The organism is Leyella stercorea DSM 18206 (assembly GCF_000235885.1).
In the GTDB taxonomy this organism is placed as follows: Bacteria; Bacteroidota; Bacteroidia; order Bacteroidales; family Bacteroidaceae; genus Prevotella; species Prevotella stercorea.
Map to the genome: position 1 here is coordinate 45,320 of NZ_JH379450.1, position 20,225 is coordinate 65,544.

Sequence of the window (20,225 nt, forward strand, 5' to 3'; positions counted from 1 at the left end):
TATAACCAATTAAATCGTCTGCAATATGTTAGCAATACTTATTTTCAGCTGGATAGTATCAGTTCTTTTTGTAGTCTTTGCCGAAAGAAATAACGGCTATTCTTCATCGTTGAGTCACGATGAAAAAATAAAAAGAATTAGAGAAAAAAGACGCAGAGTAGAACAAGAAACGGCTGAAATTGATGCAAAATGGAGGGAATATAAACTTAAAAGGAAAGAGTTTAATCAATTTTTAAAAGATCTTCATAAAAGCAAACAGCAATAATGTATTTTTTCAGGTCTTATATAAGTGCTACTTTCGGTTCACAAACCAAAAGTAGCATTTTTTATGGCAACACTATGGCTGATGCATCGCCGCCGATAATGCACCATGGCATATACTAAAATGTTTTTGGCTCCAGACTTTGCAGTCTCAAATATTTTGCGTATATTTGCGGTATAACCAATTAAATCGTCTGCAATATGTTAGGAATACTTATTTTCAGCTGGATAGTATCAGTCCTTCTTGTACTTTTAGCCGAAAGAAATAACGGCTATTCTTCATCGTTGAGTCACGATGAAAAAATAAAAAGAATGAGAGAAAAAAGACGCAAATTAGAACAAGAAATGGCTGCCAGGGCTGCAAAGCGAAAAGAAGAACACCGTATATGGATGGAGCTTATGGGCTTTGCAAAAGAAGAAAAAAAAAAGAAACTGATAAAGACAAACTATAATATCGTATTTTTCAGGTCTTATATAAACAACATCCTTATTATGAAAAGGTTAGAAATGAAAGAATTGAGAGCAAAGATAAAGTCTCTTGCTGAGCGTAACCGTTTAGCAACAACCGACGAAGAGCGTGCTACCGTAGCTGCAGAGATGAACACTCTAAGGAGTGAGAACGAACAGGCTTTCACCGAAGCTTTGGAAGCTCTTATTAAAACTACAGCAGATGACGTGCAGGAGCTGCACTGCAGAAACATTAAAAACAACTAACAAAGCGTCCGAGCTACCGTCCGAGTCTCCGTAACGCCCATAAACGATTAATGGTCGAAGTCCCTTTGTATAAAGGAATTTCGACCATTTGTAGTTGCGGAGGCAGGACTCGAACATGCGACCTCCAGGTTATGAGCCTGGCGAGCTACCAACTGCTCCACTCCGCGATATTAACCACGCATTCAGATTAGCAATAGAAGCATTTCTGAATTGCGAGTGCAAAGGTATGACTTTTTAGCGAGACTGCCAAATGTTTTCGTAATTATTTTTCAAATCATAGCAAAAAACATACTTTTAGCATCTTATCAGCCCCCAAAATCGTCTGTTTTTGACTCTTTTCCATTAAAGTTCGAGAAGTTTGTTGTAGCGCAGAGCATTCAGCTGACGCAACAATTCGAGTCGTTCTTCGGTGAGTCGACCGGTTTTCAAAAGCCTTTTATTATACTTCCACCAGTTGAGTAGTCCGCGGTTTTCTACCTTTTTCTTATCGGGCAGTTGATGATTTGCTTCAAGGTAACAGCGAAGTGCTTTATAGTGACTCAACCATTTTTCTTCGTTCTTAGTTCGCATAGCAATCTGATTTATGAGGTGTAAAAGTACAAAAACATTACAACATCGCAAAACAATTATATAAAATAATGTGGATATGGGTTATTTCGAGTAACTTTGCACCACCGATGCAGCCTAAAAAAGTAAAAGAGTAAAAAGGTAAAAAGTAGGAGGTATGGGCATCTTGCCCATACCACGCAGCCTATATAAAAGTAAAAAAGGAAAAGGAACAATAAACAAAATAATGACAGAACAATTTAAAGACAAGCCATATAACGACTACGGTCAGTGGATACGCCAGCAGTTTCCGTTCCGTGTACAGAAGATTTCCGTTGACGCAGGGTTCTCCTGCCCAAACAGAGACGGCACCTTATCACACGGTGGGTGCATCTTCTGCGACAACCGCACGTTCAACCCGTCCTACTGCCAACCGTCGAAACCGATAGCGCAGCAGATGGAAGAGGGCAAGGAGTTCTTCCGTCGCAAGTATCCCGACATGAAATACCTTGCCTACTTTCAGGCTTACAGCAACACCTATGCCCCACTCGACGTGCTGAAACAGCGCTACGAGGAGGCGTTGGCTGTGGACGACGTAGTGGGACTGGTCATCGGCACACGCCCCGACTGCATTAGCGACGAGCTGCTCGACTATCTAGAAGAGCTAAACCGCCGCACGTTCCTCATCGTGGAGTACGGCATCGAGTCGGTGAACGACGACACGCTGCGCCACATCAACCGCGGTCACGACTTCGAGTGTAGCCGACGAGCAATAGAACTAACGCACGACCGTGGCATTCTCACCGGTGGACACATAATACTCGGACTGCCCGGCGAAGACCGCGATGAGAACATACGCCAAGCTTCGATAGTGTCGCAGCTGAAGCTCGACATTCTGAAGATACACCAGTTGCAAATCATCCGTGGCACGCAGCTCGCCGACGAATACACGCAAAAACCTTTCAAGCTCTTCACGCCCGACGAGTATATCGACACCTGCATTGCTTACCTCGAGCGTCTGCGCAGCGACATCATCGTGGAGCGCTTCGTCAGCCAGTCGCCTGCCGACATGCTCATTGCTCCGAAATGGGGCATAAAGAACCATGAGTTCACCAACCGACTTGTGAACAGAATGAAGGAACTCGACACGTGGCAAGGAGCTTTTAAAAGTAAAAGAGTAAAAGAGTAAAAAGGTATTGTCAACACCTCAACATCTCAACATCTCAACATCTCAACACCACACCATCTCACCACAACAACACCACACCATCATGCCACTACACATAGCCATTATCGGAGGTGGCGCAGCCGGCTTCTTTGCAGCAATAGAAGCGAAGCGCAACTATCCCGACACCGACATCACCATCTTCGAGAAGAACCAGAAGATGCTCGCCAAAGTAGCCATCACGGGTGGCGGTCGCTGCAACCTGACCAACTCCTTCGAGCAGATCAGCGACCCTAAGCACGCCTATCCGCGTGGCGACAAACTCATGAAACGTCTCTTCAAACGCTTCGACCACCACGCTGCCTACGCATGGTTCGAGCGCGAAGGCGTGCCACTCACCACGCAGGAAGACGAGTGCGTCTTCCCCGTGTCGCAGGATGCAATGAGCGTTGTCAACTGTCTCACCACGCTTGCCTCGCGTCTCGGCGTAAAGCAGCTGGGCGGTTACCAGCTGAAGGACATCAGCCGAAACGCCGACGGCACATTCCACCTCACGTTCGCCGGTGGCAAAGAAGCCGACTTCGACCGCGTTGCCATCGCCACGGGCGGTGCTACGAAGGGCGAAGGACTCGACGTGTTCGCACGCTTAGACCATGATATAGCTACGCCCGTGCCATCGCTCTTCACGTTCAACATAGCCGACCGCAGTTTCCTTACGCTCATGGGCACCGTGGTAGAAGACGCCATCGCGTCACTGCCCGGCACGAAGTTCCGCGCTGAGGGTCCGCTGCTCGTCACCCACTGGGGCATGAGCGGACCGGCTGCGCTGAAGCTCTCTGCTCATGCCGCACGCTATATGCAGGAGCACAACTACCAGGCGGACGTGGCAATCAACTGGACGGGCGAGAGTAGACGCAACGTGACGGAGGAGGAGATAGCCTCCATCGCCACACGCAACCCACAGAAGCAGCTTGCCACGATACGCCCGTTTGACTTGCCATCGCGCCTGTGGCTCTACCTGCTGCAGAAGACGCAGAACGCCCCCACACGCAAGTGGGGCGAATTGGGCAAGAAGAACCTCAACCGCATCGTGGAAACACTCACCAACGACATATACCGCATCACGGGCAAGGGCCGCTTCCGCGACGAGTTCGTGACATGTGGCGGTGTCTCGCTCTCGTCAATAGATATGCACACGCTGCAGAGCAAGCACTGCCCAGGACTCTTCTTCGCCGGCGAGGTGATCGATGTCGATGCCATCACCGGAGGTTTCAATCTGCAAGCAGCATGGACTATGGGCTATGTAGTAGGCCAGCACATCGGCGAACAATGAAAAAAGCGGACTCAAATATTTGCCGTTACACATAAAATCAGTATATTTGCAAAATTAATAAACCAATAATTTTTACACATGAGATCAATTCTTTCAACACTCGCATTCGCTGTCATCACACTGACAGCCTGCGCGCAATCAATTCCTGGTACGGAGTATAGCATTAAAGGCACCTGCCAAGCAGGTGTTAGTAAGGTATATGTAATGGACGTAAACGGCAATCGCCCGACCGCAATCGACAGTGCCACCGTCGAAGACGGCAAGTTCGCGCTGAAGGGTTCGGCTGAGAAGGACGCACTGCTCGGACTCACCGTTACTAAGAAAGAGTACTGCGCATTCTTCAACGACGGCACACCTATCGTTGCCGACCTCGAGAAGAAAACGCTCACCGGCTCGGAGCAGAACACCAAGCTCAACGCCTACGACCGCGAGATAGACGCCCTCGGCAGTGAGGCGCAGGCTCTCTACGCCCAGTTTACAAAGGCTCAGCAGAGCGGCATGAGCGAGGCAGAGCTGCAGAAGCTCGCTAACGAGCTCGGTCCGAAGCTTAACGACATCTCGGAAAGCGTATCGCTCCGTTCGCTCGAAATCATCAAGGAGAACAAGGACAACCTCATCCCCGTGGCTTTCGTCAACAACGTGATGTACTACGTGGAGTTCCCGGTTTTGCAGGAGATACTCAACGAGAAGTACGCCTACGCCAAGCACCCTGCGCTTGCTCCTGCACGCCAGTATCTGGCTATGCTTGTCAAGAAGGCAGGCATCATCGGCAAGCCGTTCACCGACCTCACCGAGAACGATGTCAACGGCAATCCGCACAAGCTCTCGGAGTACTGCGGTAAGGGCAACTACGTGCTCATCGACTTCTGGGCTTCGTGGTGCGGACCATGCCGTGCGGAGATGCCTCACGTGAAGGCTGCTTACGACAAGTACAAGTCGAAGGGCTTCAACGTGGTCGGTCTGTCGTTCGACAACAAGCTCGAGAACTGGAAGAAGGCCATCGCCGAGATGCAGCTCGACTGGGTTCACCTCTCCGACCTTAAAGGCTGGCAGAGCGTAGCCGGTCAGGTGTACGGCATACGCTCGATACCGGCAAGCTACCTTGTCGACCCTACTGGCAAGATTATCGCAGCCGACCTCAGAGGCGAGCAGCTGGAGGCTAAGCTGAGAGAGATTTACGGAGAGTAGTTATCAACAGAACACCCCTCACACTCAATAGGTTTTTATGGATAACAGCAAACAGGCTACTCTTGAGCTGGGCACAAAGCCCGTGGGCAAGCTGCTGATGCAGTACGCGCTGCCCGCCATCGCTGCCATGACGGCGGCGTCGCTCTACAACATGACAGACAGTATATTCATCGGACAAGGCTGCGGTGCACTCGCCATCAGCGGCCTTGCCGTTACATTCCCCTTGCAGAACCTCGCGGCGGCGTTTGGTGCCGGTGTGGGCGTAGGTGCTTCTACGTGCATATCGGTGAAGTTGGGACAGAAAGACTACACCACCGCCGAGCGTGTGTTCGGTAATGCCTTCACGCTGAACGTCATCATCGGCGTTGCGTTCAGCATCATATCGCTTCTCTTCCTCAACCCTATCCTGCGCTTCTTCGGCGCAAGCGATGCCACCCTACCCTACGCACGCGAGTATATGGTCATCACGCTCGCCGGCAACGCCATCTCGCACATGTTCTTCGGCATGAATGCCATACTGCGTGCCGCGTCGAAGCCGCGCTCGGCCATGATGGCATCGATAATGACGGTGGTGCTCAACGCCATACTCTCGCCCATCTTCATCTGGCCGCTGCACATGGGCATATGCGGAGCGGCTCTCGCCACAATCATTGCGCAGGCTGCGGTGTTGTGCTGGCAGCTGAGGATATTCAGCAATCCGCAGTGCATCGTCCACTTCAAGCGCGGCATCTACCGCCCCGTGTCGCACATAATCAAGAACATCATAGCCATCGGCATCTCGCCGTTCGCCATGAACGCCTGCTCGTGCATCGTCATCATCTTCATCAACAAGGCACTCACTTTCCACGGTGGCGACCTCGCAGTGGGCGCGTTCGGCATAACGAACAAGATTGCGTTCATCTTCATAATGATAAACATGGGCATGAATCAGGGCATGTTCCCAATCGCAGGCTACAACTACGGCGCACGCAACTACGACCGTCTGCTGCGCGTACTGAAGTACACCATGACGGGCGCGGTGCTCATCACCACCGTCGGCTGGGCTATTGCACAGACCATGTCCTACGAGTGCGCACGCCTGTTCACCTCCGACGAGACACTCATCCGCATCTCGGAGCGTGCCATAACCATCACCATGCTCACCTTCCCATTAGTGGGCGCACAGATGGCAAGCACTGGCTTCTTCCAGAGTATCGGCAAGGCTAAGATAAGCATGTTGCTCTCGCTCTCGCGCCAGCTCCTGTTCTTCCTGCCGGCATTGCTCGTACTGCCCAACTTCTACCAAACCGACGGTGTGTGGCTCGCGCAGCCCATCAGCGATGTCATCTCGTTCGTTGTGGCAATAGTGCTGCTCACGAAGTACGTGAAGAAGTTCAAGGCGGCGCAAGCTGAGGGGGCAGCAGTATAACCGACAGCTACATTAACAAACTAAAGCAAAGAGACATGAACAACGATAAACTTATAATCAGCGTAGGTCGCCAGCTTGGCAGTGGCGGCAGAACGATAGCAAAGATGCTGGCAGAGGAGTTCGGCTGCACGTTCTACGACCGCGAAGTGCTTGAGCTGGCTGCCAAGGAGAGCGGCTTCAGTCCCGAGTTCTTCGAGAAGAACGACGAGCGCAAGGGCTTCCTCGACCAGATATTCCACATGCACGTGCCGTTCATCTCCGACTCGTCGTTCTACGACAACGGACTCTCGCAGGAGAGTCTGTTCCGCATACAGAGCGATGCCATACGCAAGGCAGCCGACGAGTCATCGTGCGTCTTCGTAGGTCGCTGTGCCGACTATGTGCTGCGCGACAAGCCGAACATGGTGACGGTGTTCATCACAGCCGACCTCGACGAGCGCGTCAGCAACATCTGCAAGCGACGCAACTGCTCGGCTGAGGAGGCACGCAAGCTAATCAGCGACAAGGAGAGCACACGCTCCTCCTACTACAACTACTACACGGGCAAGACGTGGGGCGACAGCGCAAGCTACGACCTCTGCATCAATGCGTCGCGCCTCGGACCCGAAGGCACAAAGGAGTTCATAGCCGACTTTATAAGAAGGAGAATGAAACGATGAAAAAGATAGGCATAATCAGCGACACCCACTCCTACTGGGACGACCGCTACTTGAAACACTTCGAGCCATGCGACGAGATATGGCACTGTGGCGACATCTGCTCGACGGTGCTCGCGGAGCGCTTGGCTGAGTTTCGTCCGCTGCGTGCCGTCTGCGGCAACTGCGATGGCGGCGACCTGCGCCTCATGTTCCCCGAGGTGCTGCGATTCAAGTGTGAGGAGGTGGAGGTACTGATGAAACACATCGGTGGCTACCCAGGCAAGTACGACCCGAGCATACGCCGACAGATAATGGAGCGACCGCCGAAGCTCTTCATCAGCGGACACTCGCACATACTGAAGATAAAGAACGACCCACTGCTCGGACTGCTGCATATCAACCCCGGAGCAGCCGGGCTGCAGGGATGGCAGACGGAGCGCACCCTCGTCCGACTCACCATCGACGGAGCAACAATGAAGGATTGCGAAGTGATCACGTTAGGTACGCCAGGCAGGCACAGCGCGATGTAATATATTATAAGGTATATATACCGCAAATCGCCCACAAGCTCGATTGAGCTTGTGGGCGATTTTTTTCAGGGGGTGCACTTGTCTCAAGTGCACCAATTAACATAATTGTACATTCTATCTTGTTGGTGCAGTTCTTGCTCTGGCAAGCGACAAAGCCGAGCGGAGACAACTGCACCCCTGTAATTAGCTAACCTTGTTCAGCTTCTTGATGATAGAGAAGATGAATACTGCAGAGAGCAAGCAGATACCGGCGAGAACGCCCCAGATAGTAACAAGGCTGAGGTTCTGACCCCACATGATGCCTGGGAGCATTACGAGCTGATTGCCGATAGCAGTAGCACCGAACCACAGACCCATCATCAGACCTGCATACTTCGGAGGAGCCACCTTCGTTACGAACGAGATACCGATCGGCGAGAGCAGAAGCTCGGCAAAGGTGAGGATGAGGTATGTAGAGATGAGGAGGTTAGCACTTACGCGAGTGCCCTCAGTAGCAGGGTCGCCTTGTGTGAGCGGCAACTCAAGACCCATAGAGCCTACAGCCATCCATACGAAGCCGAGAGCAGCTACAAGCATACCCAAACCAATCTTCTCAGGCGATGTCGGTTCCTTGCCAATCTTGTTGAGCCAAGAGAATATAGCCACACTCACTGGTGTCAACGCCACCACGTAGCACGGGTTGAACTGCTGGAAGATAGGAGCCTTAACGTCTACTGTACCCTCAAGAGCATTGTAAGCATAGAAGAGGTATGAGATAGCAGCAACGATAACGCCGAGCGAAATGAGCTTGCCCTTGAAGGTCTTGCTCTGAGCGAGTCCGAAGCTTGCGTAAACTACGAAGATGCAAGCCACGAGGTTGCGCACGTCGAACGCCATTGACTGCAGACCCTCAGAGGTCTTCTGCGTATAGTCGCGAGCAAAGAGTGTCAGGGTAGCACCGTTTTGGTGGAACGCCATCCAGAAGAAGATAACCACAGCAAACACAAGGCACAAGCAAACGATGCGCTCCTTTGTCTCTGCAGGAGAAAGCTCGTTGAAATCCTTACGCTCTAAAGAGTCGTCGTCCTTCTTCTTTGTTTCAGAAGCAAGCACGTGCTTGTAGGTGAAACCAAAGATATAATATATAGCGATACTAACGATGAGCGATGCACATGCTACGGCGAAAGCGAAGTGGTAAGAATCTTCTACCGACACACCGAGGCTTGTCTGTGCCCAATCCATTATCTTGATAGCTGCTGTAGGAGCGAACATCGCACCGATGTTGATAGCCATGTAGAAGAGCGAGAAACCAGAGTCGCGGTTCTGCGCATACTTCGGCTCGTCGTACAGACGACCTACCATCACCTGCAGGTTGCCTTTGAACAGACCCGTACCGAAAGCTATCAGGACGAGCGCAAGGCCCATTGCTCCTGCTGCCACCATGTCCTTGCCAAGCGGAAGCGAGAGCACGAGGTAACCGATGAACATGATGAAGATACCACTTGTCACCATTTTGCCGAAACCGAACTTGTCGGCTGCGATACCGCCAATGATAGGAAGGAAGTAGACCATCATCAGGAAAGTTGAGTAAATTGTACTTGCTGTTCCGGTAGCATAACCGAAGTTAGCCTGCAAGTAGAGTAAGAACACAGCAAGCATGGTGTAGTAGCCGAAACGCTCACCAGTGTTTGCCAAGGCTAATGCCCACAGACCTTTTGGTTGATTTTCAAACATAAATTGTATTGTTTTTATTGATTAAGTTATTATTCCGTAGTTATAAAATCACAACTTACAAATTTAAGAAGAATAATTCTATTTGCCAAATGTATGTCATCTTTTCGTAACAAAATATAGCAATTATATAGTTGTGGGGGCTTTATCGGGGCGTGGTGGTAGGCTTTTGGACGATGTATTGCTGCAGTTGTGCATCGGACGGCGAACGGAATCCAATCGGACGGCGGACGGAATCTGATCGGACGGCGAACGGAATCTGATCGGACGGCGAACGGAATCCGATTGGACGGCGAACGCGAACGGTGCCAAAAGTCAAGAAATCACAACAAATAAGGATTGCAAGTACGAAACTTTCTTAATAACTTTGCAGAGTAAAACGGAAACACTTGCTTAGGGGGTGCAGTTGTCTCAACTGCACCAACAAAGTAGAATGCACAATTATATTAATTGGTGCAGTTGTCTCCGCTCGGCTTCGCCGCTTGCCAAAGCAAGAACTGCACCAACTATGTAGAATGCACAATTATATTAATTGGTGCAGTTGAGACAACTGCACCCCCTACACTGCCCCCTGCACTGCACATTATAAAGACAGAACAATATGAACAAACGAAAACTCATACAACATCACAAATGGTTCGGACTGCTCATCAGCTTCTTCCTGCTGATGTTCTGCATCTCGGGCATACTGCTCAACCACCGCGAGCTTATCAGCGACATCAACGTGTCGCGCACGCTGCTGCCCTCGCGCTACGAGTATCGCCAGTGGAACGGCGGACTGATGCGCGGCACGCTGCCGTTTGACTCACACATATTAATATATGGTGCGTCGGGCATGTTCCTTGCCGACTCCACTGCCACGCAGATTGCCGACTTCAACGACGGACTGCCTACGGGTGCCGACTACCGACAGATACGCAACGTGACGACCGTGGGCAGCGGAGCCTCAACACACATGTTCGCCGTGTCGCCGTTCGCGCTCTACCGCTTCGGTATGCACGGCAAATGGCACACCGTACAGCTGCCGCTTGTCGACCAGGACGAGCGACTGACCGATATCGCTTCGCACGGTGACACGCTTGTGGTGCTGAGCCGCTCGCACGCATACGTAGCCGTGCCGCCCTACAATCAGTTCGACTGCGTAGCCCTGCCTGCCCCGCCCGACTATAAAGACCGCGCGACGGCGTTCCGCACGATATGGCTGCTGCATAGCGGCGAGCTGTTCGGCTTCGCCGGCAAACTCGTTGTCGACGCAATAGCCGTTGTGCTTATCGTGCTGATACTGACGGGCATCGCCTTCTTCTGCCTGCGCACCACGAAGCACCGCTGGCAGAGCAAGGGGCGCACGATGAAGCACACGCTACGCTGGCACGACCTCGTGGGGCGCAAGACGATAGTCGCCACGCTGTTCATCTGCATCACGGGTTGGTGTCTGCGCCCGCCGGTGATGGTGGTGCTCGCACTGACGAAGGTGCCTACCCTACCGCTCACTACGCTGAAGAGCCAGAATGCGTGGCACGACAAGCTGCGCCTTTTGCGCTACGATGCCGTGATGGGCGACTGGCTTCTGTCAACGTCTGAGGGCTTCTACTCATTGGGCAGCGACATCAACGCTCCACGTCCACAGCACATAGCAAGTGCTCCTCCGCAGAACGTGATGGGACTGAACGTGTGGCAGCAGCGCGAGGACGGCATGTGGCTATGCGGTTCGTTCAGCGGTATGCACGTATGGAACCGCCGCACGGGCAGCTCTGTCGACTACTTCACGGGCAAGCCGTCGCCGAAGAAGCAGGGCGCACCGTTCGGCAACAAGGCGATAGCTGGCTACAGTGCCGACTTCCGCAGTGCTGTTGAGCATAGTGGCACGAACGGTGAGGGCACAAAAAAATCAGTCACGGAGGTTGTGACTGATTACTATGAAGGTACTACGAAGATAGCACAACCCGAACGGCTGCGCCACTTGCCTATGTCGCTTTGGAACGTGGCACTCGAGGTGCACACCTGCCGCATCTACATGCACAACACCGCCACCTATGTGTTTATATTCTTCTTCGGCATTGCTGCCGTGTGGTGTTTGTGGACGGGACTGAAGTTAAAGAGGTAACTAAAGGGGGTGCACTTGTCTCAAGTGCACCAACCTATTAGAATGCACCAACCTAATAGAATGCACCGATAAAACGTTGGTGCACTTGAGACAAGTGCACCCCCTATGAGAATGTACCGAGGCGTGCCCCCTAATTTAGATCAAAGAGCCACGTGAGCTTCACGACGATGTTCGAGTGGTTGGAGCGTGCGAAGTAGTCGCGCTTCGAGTCGCCGTAGATATTGCCCAAGCCGTAATAGTAGCGGCCTTCGAGCAGCAGATGACCAGCACGCGGTATGCTCCACTCCACACCTAAGCCAGCAGCGATGCCGTAGTCGAACTTGTTCTCCACCGCCATCGTGTCCTGCGCACACGTCTGATTGGCGCGATCGGTGGTGTTGCGGTCAGCCAAGGCGAAGTTGGTCTTTGTCGACTCGCCAAGCATATAGCCAAACTGCGGTCCGGCTTGGAAGAAGAACTGCAAGCCCTTGCGCTCCTTACCCCATGCCAAGTGGGCGAACACCGGCAACTGTATGTAGTTGATGTCGCGCTGATAAGCCTCAGCCACACCCGTCACGGGGTTGATGACCGGCTGGTCTTTAACGTCGAGGATGCTCTCCTTCCATCCGATGCGAGCATAGTTGAGCTCGGCATACACGGAACAATATGTCTTGAAGTACTTCTCGCAAGTGTACCTAAAGGAGAGTCCGGCGGTGAAGCCAGGGTGCTGCACCTGCGTAACCTTAGGCACGAAGCCCACGCTACTCATCACGTAGCCACCGTTGACACCGAGGGCGAAGTCGTTACGATGGTCGCCCACCTGCGCACTAACGCCTGTCGCCACAAGCAACAGCAACGCGAGGAACGCCTGTCTTAATATCTTTACTTTGAACATTTATCCTTATTGGGTTTTTCTGTGTATTCTCTACAAGCCGCCTAAAGGCTGCGTTTAAGCCGTTTGAAGGCTGCGTTTAAGCCGAACTAAGCCTCTCTAAGCCTTTCTAAGTCTTTTTAAACCTCCTAAACCGAGGAAGGCGCAGCCAAGCCATCCCCGACGGGGAGGGTTGGGAGGGGCTTTTTTACTTTTAATACGAGATGGTCTCTATGGTGCGATTCGGCTTATAGTGCAACAGTATGAAGCTGTTGTTCTGCATACCGCCATTGCTGACACGCTTGAACTTCAGCGGAGTCTGCAACGGAGTGTATGTGTTCTGCTGCTGTGTGCCTTCAAACTTCGCGCCATACTTGTTGATGCCACGAATGAAGAACTGCGCCTGGTCATAGCCGGTGAGGGCGAAGCGTGGGAGAGCCTGACGCATGTCCGACTTGAACCACTGGCGGTAGCTGCGCTCCAAGTTGGCGGTGGCAGGAGCGTACTCGTTGTAGACGTATGCTGTGGGGATGTACGCCTCGTACTTATAGTAATAGTCCTGATATACACGCTTATACATCAACCACTCGTTGTAGCCGAAGAGTGCTATCCGAACATTCGGGAACGTGGCACGCAGAACGTTCAGCTTAGCCAATGTGGAGTTGAGCTGCGGCGAGCGACCAGTGTTTAGTATCACAACATTCTGCTTCACCGCGCTGAACGCCTTGGCGAACATTTCCGGCGACGATTTGAGGTTGGTGATGTTATAGCTCAAGCCTGCTGCCTCCAAGCGCTTGCGCAGCTCGGAGGTGAAGATACCCTTGTCGCTCGTCGAGTCGTTGCAGTCGACGAACACGGGGTGAGCATCCTTGAAGCGGTTCATAAACGCATTCGCTGAAAGTTCCGCGGTGAGCACCTTGCTCTGATACACCTGGAAGATATGGTCGTTGGTTTCCACGTCGCCACCGTTGATAGAGAACGGAATGACGAGGCGTATGCCGTGCTTGCGACAGAAGTCGGCTATCGGCTTAACCTGCTTGGTGTAAAGCGGACCGAAGATGAGGTCGCAGTTCTTGGCATTGGCATCGGCAAGCACGGGGCTAACATCCGCATCCTTGTACAAGTTCCATGCAAAGATGTTGGTGTTGATGCCCTGACTACGCAGACTATCGCACGCCATGAGCACACCACGATAGTACTCGGTCATGCGCTGTCCGTCGCCATCCACGTTGTGCAGCGGCAACATCACACCTACGTTCACGGTGTTAGCAACACGCTGACGCGTGGCGGTTGACGCAGGAGCAGTGGTGGTAGCGGCACGCTGCACTTGCTTAGAGAACGGTATAAGCAGCTGTTCGCCTTTCTTCAGTACATAGTCGGACTTCTGCATGTCGGGGTTTGCCTGCATAAGCTCTTCGATAGTGATGTTATATTTATGGGCAATGCCGTATATTGTGTCTTTCTTCTTCACCTTATACAAGTCCTGCCACTTAGCGGTCTGCGCCACTACTGACGATGCCAGCAACCAGGCGCACAACAAGAAGAGAATTCTGATACTACGTCTCATTTCTATATTCTGTTTAATTAACATTGCAAAAGTACACAAAATATATTGTTTGCAAAAATCTTTGTTCATAAATAACGTTATAAATAAGTCGCAGCGTTTTGCTGTGTGCGAGATAATAAGTAACTTTGCATTACGAGTTGACGAGCGACAAGTTGACGAGTAGACAAGTAAACAAGTATACAATGAAATACATCAGGACACTATTATTGTTGATTCTCTGCACTACGCTACAGGCTTACGCCGACGAAGTGCCGACCATCGACCCACAAGCCACATTCACAACCGACGAAGGCGAAGAGACAGGCACAAGCTATTCGGGGTCGGCTCCGCTCACGGTGGTGTTCCACGCCAACGCGGAGAACATCGGTGCGTACACGCCCCACTACGAGTGGCGCTTCACCAAAGAGGGTGCAACGCAGCCCTACCTCGTGCGCTACGAGGAGGAGACGGAGTACACCTTCACCGAGGCTGGCTCGCACCGCATCGTGCTCTATGCTACATTCATCAACGGCACCGACACCGTGGCATACACCAAGGACTACTGGCAGGATGCACAGCCGATAACGATACAAATCTCGGAGAGCAAACTCGAGATGCCGAACGCCTTCTCGCCCAACGGCGACGGCATCAACGACGTGTATCGCGCCAAGAGCAACTACCAGAGCATCGTGGAGTTCGACGCCTACATCTTCAACCGCTGGGGACAGAAACTGTACGAGTGGCACGACCCTGCCGGAGGATGGGACGGCAAGTTCAACGGCAAGGATGTGAAGCAGGGTGTCTACTTCGTGCTTGTGAAAGCGAAGGGTGCCGACGGCAGAAAGTACACCATCAAGAAGGACGTAAACCTACTGCGCGGATATACAGAAACCAGCGGAGTTAATCCAACGGAATAGTAGTTATGGGAGAAAAGATAAACATTTGGGGCGCACGCGTCCACAACCTGAAGAACATAGACGTGGAGATACCACGCGACTCGCTCACGGTGATAACCGGACTGAGCGGTTCGGGCAAGTCGTCGCTTGCCTTCGACACTATTTATGCCGAAGGCCAACGCCGATATATCGACACGTTCTCGGCATACGCACGCAACTTCCTCGGCGGAATGGAGCGGCCCGATGTGGACAAGATAACAGGCTTAAGTCCGGTTATCTCCATCGAACAGAAGACAACCAACAAGAACCCGCGTTCTACCGTGGGCACCACAACCGAGATATACGACTATCTGCGTCTGCTCTACGCTCGCGCCGGAACGGCTTACAGCTACGTCACGGGCGAGAAGATGGTGAAGTACACGGAGGAGCGCATCGTCGACATGATCAACTCCGACTATGCCGGCAAGCGCATTTACATACTCGCCGTGCTCATCAGACAGCGCAAGGGTCACTACCGCGAACTCTTCGAGACGCTGCGACGCAAGGGCTACCTGTACGTGCGCATCGACGGAGAGATAACTGAGATAAAGAGCTGTATGAAGACCGACCGCTACAAGAACCACAACATTGAGGTGGTGATAGACAAGATGCAGATGCGCGAGGGTTTCGACGACCGCCTGCGCAAGACTGTGGCTACGGCTATGCGCGAGGGCGACGGACTGATTATGATTCTCGACAAGGACACGGGCGTGGCAAAGAACTTCTCAAAGCGACTGATGTGCCCAACGTCGGGCATATCCTACCGCGACCCTGCACCGAATATGTTCTCGTTCAACTCGCCCGAAGGTGCTTGCCATAAGTGCAAGGGACTGGGCTACGTCAACGAGATCGACATGAAGAAGGTAATCCCCGACGACTCGCTGTCGATATACGAGGGTGCTATCGTGCCGCTCGGCAAGTACAAGAACCAGATGATATTCTGGCAGATAGGTGCTATTCTTGAAGCGGCAGAGTGCACGCTGAAGACACCAGTGAGCGAGATTCCAGAGGACACGCTAAACGAAGTGCTCTACGGTTCGCTCGAAACGATACGCATCAGCAAGGACGTTGTGCACACGTCGAGCGACTACTTCTGTACGTTCGACGGTGTGATGAAGTATCTGCGCACCGTGATGGAGAACGACGACTCGCAGTCGGGACAGAAATGGGCGGAGCAGTTCCTCGCCGTAACGGAGTGTCCGGAGTGTCACGGCGCACGCCTCAATCGCGAAGCTCTGTCGTATCGCATCTGGGACAAGAACATAGCGGAGCTGTCTGGCATGGACATATTGCAACTTAAGCAATGGCTTGATGAGGCGGAGTCGCACCTTGACAGCCGTCAGACTGCCATCGCAACGGAGATACTGAAAGAGATAAAGACGCGCATCAACTTCCTGCTCGACGTAGGTCTCGACTATCTGTCGCTATCGCGCCAGTCGGCAACGCTGTCGGGTGGCGAGAGCCAGCGCATACGTCTTGCCACGCAGATTGGCTCGCAGCTCGTCAACGTGCTCTACATCCTCGACGAGCCGAGCATCGGACTGCATCAGCGCGACAACGACCGACTCATCCACTCGCTGAAGGAGCTGCGCGACATGGGCAACACCGTGGTGGTGGTGGAGCACGACCGCGACATGATGCTCAACGCCGACTACATCGTGGACATAGGTCCGAAGGCGGGCATCCGTGGTGGCGAGGTGGTGTTCCAGGGTACGCCCGAGCAGATGCTGAAGGAGCACACCATAACAGCCGACTATCTCAACGGACTGCGCAAGATCGAAATACCCGAACACCGACGCGAAGGCAACGGCAAGAGCATCGTGATACGTGGCGCGAAGGGCAACAACCTGAAGAACGTGGATGTAGAGTTTCCGCTGGGCAAGCTCATCGTAGTGACGGGCGTGAGCGGTTCGGGTAAGTCGACACTCATCAACGAGACTCTGCAGCCGATTCTCTCGCAGCACTTCTACCGATCGCTGAAGAAGCCGATGCCCTACGATAGCATCGAAGGAATAGAGAACATTGACAAGGTGGTGAACGTAGACCAGTCGCCAATCGGTCGCACACCGCGCTCCAACCCGGCTACATATACTGGCGTGTTCAACGACATACGCGCCATGTTCGTCAATCTGCCCGAGGCGAAGATACGTGGCTACAAGCCCGGACGCTTCTCGTTCAACGTGAAGGGCGGACGCTGCGAGACGTGTAAGGGCGGTGGCTACCGCACCATAGAGATGAACTTCCTGCCGGATGTGCTCGTGCCATGCGAGGTGTGTCACGGCAAACGCTACAACCGCGAAACGCTTGAGGTGCGCTACAAGGGCAAGAGTATCGCCGACGTACTCGATATGACATTCAACCAGGCGGTGGAGTTCTTCGAGAACGTGCCGAACATTCTGCAGAAGATAAAGACCGTGAAGGAGGTAGGATTAGGCTACATCAAGCTGGGTCAGCCTTCGACAACGCTATCGGGTGGCGAGTGCCAGCGTGTGAAGCTGGCTACCGAACTGAGCAAACGCGACACAGGAAAGACACTGTACATTCTCGACGAGCCGACAACGGGTCTGCACTTCGAGGATATAAAGATACTGATGGAGGTATTGCAGAAGTTGGTTGACCGTGGCAATACGGTGATAATCATCGAGCATAACCTCGACGTGATAAAGCTCGCCGACTACATCATCGACATGGGCCCCGAAGGCGGACGCGGTGGAGGACAACTGCTGGCAAAGGGAACGCCGGAGGAAGTGGCGGAGTGCAAAGAGAGCTACACGGCGAAGTTCCTTAAGCAAGAATTAGAATAACACATATTTAGGAGGGTATGGCAGGATGCCATACCCTCCTAAAGAAGCAATCAGCGTGGGTATGGCAGGATGCCATACCCTCCTATAATTAGAAGTATATGAAAATAGAACTCTGCAATCTTGAGAAACACTTCGGCATGAACACTGCCGTAGACATTAAAAGTTTCACTATCAACAATGGTGATATCCTCGGTCTGGTCGGCAACAACGGTGCCGGCAAGACAACGTTGTTCCGCCTTATGCTCGACCTTCTGAAGGCGGACGAAGGTACAGTGACAATGCAACCTGCTACGGAAGGCACCCCGAAGGCAATCAACCCAGCACTGAGCGAGGACTGGAAAGCATATACCGGTGCGTACATCGACGACGGTTTCCTCATCGACTTCCTCACCGCAGAGGAGTACTTCGACTTCATCGGACGTGTATCGGGCATGACGAAGGAGCAGATAGCTGAACGCCTGACCAGCTTCGAGCCACTTATGAACGGCGAGATACTCAACCAAAAGAAGTACATACGCGACTTCTCTGCCGGCAACAGACATAAGGTGGGCATCATTGCCGCACTGCTGAACCGCCCCGAACTGGTTATTCTCGACGAGCCGTTCAACTTCCTCGACCCCAGAAGCCAGAACATGCTGAAGAAGGTGCTGCTCGACTACAACAAGGAGACGGGAGCTACGGTGATTGTGTCGAGCCACAACCTGCAACACACCACCGAGATATCTACACGCATCGCACTGCTTGAGCACGGTGTGATAATAAAAGACCTCGACAACCGCGACGCGGAAGCCATGAACGAGCTGGAGGACTACTTCAAGGTATAACCCGACTAAATTCTATCAATCGGTGTGCCATGCGCCGAGTCGTACATTCGTTGGCAATAACGCCACACACAGAGCAGTGCAGCTATGAGCAGATACATCGCGAATAGCTGCACTGCGCTTATATACACGCCTTCGACACTTGCACCTGGCAGCTTGGCAATGAGCGAAAGTAGGCTGTTCATTCCACTCGCCAACCACCCCACCGCTGCCGCCAGCCACTGCCAGGCGACATCAGTCAACGTACCAAGGGCACACAACGGCGACAACACGAAGAGTAGTATGCTTACATATATAATTAAGGTGGTGAGCGGAACAGCCACGATGTTAGCAAGAATAAAATATAACGGCACATTGCCGAAGTAGTACATCACCAATGGGAGCACGAACGTCTGCGCTGCAAGCGACACGAACACGAGCGACACGAGCTTGCCCACCACTCCCCGTCGCGAATAGCGCACATAGAAACGATTGTTTCTAACCATTGCGTGCCCAATCACAATGCCCAACACCGCAAGGAACGACATCTGAAAACCCACATCCCACAGCATCGCCGGACTCGCCACGAGGATTATCGTGGCGGCAGCCGCAAGGCTGTTCAGCGTGAGGTATTCGCGCGAGAGATAGGTCATCGAAGCATAAAGCGTGAACATGGCAGCCGAGCGTACTATACCTGGCGACATGCCGACCATAAGGGCGAAGAGCCATATCAAGGTTATTGTAGAAACGAGTCCGACAACGGTATTACGCAAACGCCCAAGAAGCAGTGCGAGCATGGCGTAGATTATGCCGAGATGCAGACCCGAGAGTGCCAGCACGTGCGACACGCCGGCTTTTGAATACGACTCACGCAGTTGGGTGGTGAGCGCAGTCTTGTCGCCGAGGGTCATAGCCGCAATTGTGGCATACGCATCCTCGGAGACAGAGCTACCACGCAATCGTCGCAGCAGCCTTTGGCGCAACGATTGCAGCGACAAACCCAATCTGCCGAGCCAGGTCATCCCCCGAACACTTACTTCTGCACGCTTCCAAGCGTCGGAAGCGATGAACGTTCGGGCAACAATATTGCGCACCATGCGCTGCCTACGCCAACTGAAACCGCCACGCTGAACGCGTGCGTCATCGTCGAAGTGGCTGAACACGGACTGCGCGGTGATGCCATCGCCAACAGTAAGCGACAACGCAGCGGTGTCGGTATGGCTTTTCTGGAAGTAGGCGTTCACCTTATGCCCAGCCAGCCTGCCCCGAACAATGGCAAGCTCACACTTGAACGAACGCTTTTTCTCTATCGGTTGCGCCACGACAACCGCTTCATACGCTTCTTCTTCGCCCGAAAAGGCATACCTTTGCTGACGCTCTCCATAGGCTATGCGCCACGCTCCACCCGCCACTATAATGCCAAACAAAATGAGGGTTTGCACTATAGCATGGCGATTGAGCAGATACAACAAAAGGACAACAGCAAGCAAACCGATGAACAACCACTGCCATAGCACAAGTGGCACACAGGCTGCCGTCGCATCGCCTACATATATGCCTGCAATGAGGCACATGGCGACGCGCAAACAAGGATATAATTGTAACTTGCCGTTTGTTTTCATTCGTCGTTAGTAGTAAAAAATCCATCCGCGTCGGTCGACGCGGACATCTGCGTCGGTCGATACGGACATCT

The 20,225-nt window shown here is 52.7% G+C and carries 17 protein-coding genes and 1 tRNA gene; 12 read left to right on the forward strand and 6 right to left on the reverse strand.

What is annotated here, in order from left to right; all coding sequences use genetic code 11:
* Nucleotides 1-25 precede the first annotated feature (25 nt).
* Entirely contained in the window at nt 26-265 is a 240-nt protein-coding gene (locus HMPREF0673_RS09990) for a hypothetical protein (protein ID WP_007901728.1), read from the forward strand.
* Nucleotides 266-462: 197 nt separating this feature from the next.
* Nucleotides 463-975: a hypothetical protein gene (locus tag HMPREF0673_RS13485; protein WP_007901734.1), complete on the forward strand. Its 513-nt coding sequence runs from the start codon at nt 463-465 to the stop codon at nt 973-975.
* 94 nt (nt 976-1,069) lie between these two features.
* Here HMPREF0673_RS13485 and HMPREF0673_RS10000 read toward each other — a convergent pair.
* Both HMPREF0673_RS10000 and HMPREF0673_RS14340 read right to left on the reverse strand, forming a co-directional pair.
* A tRNA-Met gene (locus HMPREF0673_RS10000) sits at nt 1,070-1,142 on the reverse strand.
* 175 nt (nt 1,143-1,317) lie between these two features.
* The gene (locus tag HMPREF0673_RS14340) at nt 1,318-1,545 is read right to left on the reverse strand and encodes a Helicase associated domain protein (RefSeq protein ID WP_007901736.1); all 228 of its coding nucleotides are present in this window, start codon (nt 1,543-1,545) and stop codon (nt 1,318-1,320) included.
* Between the two features lie 223 nt (nt 1,546-1,768).
* Between HMPREF0673_RS14340 and HMPREF0673_RS10010 the strand changes: the two genes are divergently transcribed.
* The 6 genes from HMPREF0673_RS10010 to HMPREF0673_RS10035 all read left to right on the forward strand — a co-directional run bounded on the left by HMPREF0673_RS10010 (nt 1,769) and on the right by HMPREF0673_RS10035 (nt 7,783).
* The gene (locus HMPREF0673_RS10010) at nt 1,769-2,710 is read left to right on the forward strand and encodes a TIGR01212 family radical SAM protein (protein WP_040596790.1); all 942 of its coding nucleotides are present in this window, start codon (nt 1,769-1,771) and stop codon (nt 2,708-2,710) included.
* 82 nt (nt 2,711-2,792) lie between these two features.
* On the forward strand, nt 2,793-4,019 hold the full coding sequence (locus HMPREF0673_RS10015; protein WP_007901739.1) for a BaiN/RdsA family NAD(P)/FAD-dependent oxidoreductase: 1,227 nt from the start codon (nt 2,793-2,795) through the stop codon (nt 4,017-4,019).
* 78 nt (nt 4,020-4,097) lie between these two features.
* A complete protein-coding gene (locus HMPREF0673_RS10020) occupies nt 4,098-5,207 on the forward strand; it encodes a TlpA disulfide reductase family protein (RefSeq protein ID WP_007901741.1) in 1,110 nt (369 codons plus the stop codon).
* A 37-nt stretch (nt 5,208-5,244) separates the two neighbouring features.
* On the forward strand, nt 5,245-6,615 hold the full coding sequence (locus HMPREF0673_RS10025) for an MATE family efflux transporter (RefSeq protein WP_007901745.1): 1,371 nt from the start codon (nt 5,245-5,247) through the stop codon (nt 6,613-6,615).
* 35 nt (nt 6,616-6,650) lie between these two features.
* On the forward strand, nt 6,651-7,274 hold the full coding sequence (locus HMPREF0673_RS10030; protein ID WP_007901748.1) for a cytidylate kinase-like family protein: 624 nt from the start codon (nt 6,651-6,653) through the stop codon (nt 7,272-7,274).
* Nucleotides 7,271-7,783 (forward strand): metallophosphoesterase family protein, encoded by a 513-nt coding sequence (locus HMPREF0673_RS10035; RefSeq protein ID WP_007901750.1) that lies wholly within the window; start codon nt 7,271-7,273, stop codon nt 7,781-7,783. The genes HMPREF0673_RS10030 and HMPREF0673_RS10035 overlap by 4 nt, the downstream gene beginning before the upstream one ends.
* 183 nt (nt 7,784-7,966) lie before the next feature.
* On the opposite strand, the gene HMPREF0673_RS10040 is transcribed toward HMPREF0673_RS10035, so the two are convergent.
* Complete coding sequence (locus HMPREF0673_RS10040; protein ID WP_007901754.1) at nt 7,967-9,496, reverse strand: peptide MFS transporter; 1,530 nt, start codon at nt 9,494-9,496, stop codon at nt 7,967-7,969.
* Between the two features lie 598 nt (nt 9,497-10,094).
* Here HMPREF0673_RS10040 and HMPREF0673_RS10045 point away from each other — a divergent pair.
* Entirely contained in the window at nt 10,095-11,597 is a 1,503-nt protein-coding gene (locus HMPREF0673_RS10045) for a PepSY domain-containing protein (RefSeq protein ID WP_007901758.1), read from the forward strand.
* A gap of 130 nt (nt 11,598-11,727) precedes the next feature.
* On the opposite strand, the gene HMPREF0673_RS10050 is transcribed toward HMPREF0673_RS10045, so the two are convergent.
* Both HMPREF0673_RS10050 and HMPREF0673_RS10055 read right to left on the reverse strand, forming a co-directional pair.
* On the reverse strand, nt 11,728-12,471 hold the full coding sequence (locus HMPREF0673_RS10050) for a porin family protein (RefSeq protein ID WP_007901767.1): 744 nt from the start codon (nt 12,469-12,471) through the stop codon (nt 11,728-11,730).
* 190 nt (nt 12,472-12,661) lie between these two features.
* Nucleotides 12,662-14,014: a PBP1 and LysM peptidoglycan-binding domain-containing protein gene (locus HMPREF0673_RS10055; protein ID WP_040596792.1), complete on the reverse strand. Its 1,353-nt coding sequence runs from the start codon at nt 14,012-14,014 to the stop codon at nt 12,662-12,664.
* Nucleotides 14,015-14,196: 182 nt separating this feature from the next.
* Between HMPREF0673_RS10055 and HMPREF0673_RS10060 the strand changes: the two genes are divergently transcribed.
* The 3 genes from HMPREF0673_RS10060 (at nt 14,197) to HMPREF0673_RS10070 (ending at nt 18,556) form a co-directional block, all read left to right on the forward strand.
* A complete protein-coding gene (locus HMPREF0673_RS10060; protein WP_007901779.1) occupies nt 14,197-14,910 on the forward strand; it encodes a gliding motility-associated C-terminal domain-containing protein in 714 nt (237 codons plus the stop codon).
* A 5-nt stretch (nt 14,911-14,915) separates the two neighbouring features.
* Entirely contained in the window at nt 14,916-17,732 is a 2,817-nt protein-coding gene (gene uvrA / locus HMPREF0673_RS10065; RefSeq protein ID WP_007901785.1) for an excinuclease ABC subunit UvrA, read from the forward strand.
* 98 nt (nt 17,733-17,830) lie between these two features.
* A complete protein-coding gene (locus tag HMPREF0673_RS10070; RefSeq protein WP_007901786.1) occupies nt 17,831-18,556 on the forward strand; it encodes an ABC transporter ATP-binding protein in 726 nt (241 codons plus the stop codon).
* Between the two features lie 5 nt (nt 18,557-18,561).
* On the opposite strand, the gene HMPREF0673_RS10075 is transcribed toward HMPREF0673_RS10070, so the two are convergent.
* Nucleotides 18,562-20,154, reverse strand: a complete 1,593-nt coding sequence (locus HMPREF0673_RS10075; protein WP_007901792.1) for a ComEC/Rec2 family competence protein — start codon at nt 20,152-20,154, stop codon at nt 18,562-18,564.
* Nucleotides 20,155-20,225 lie beyond the last annotated feature (71 nt).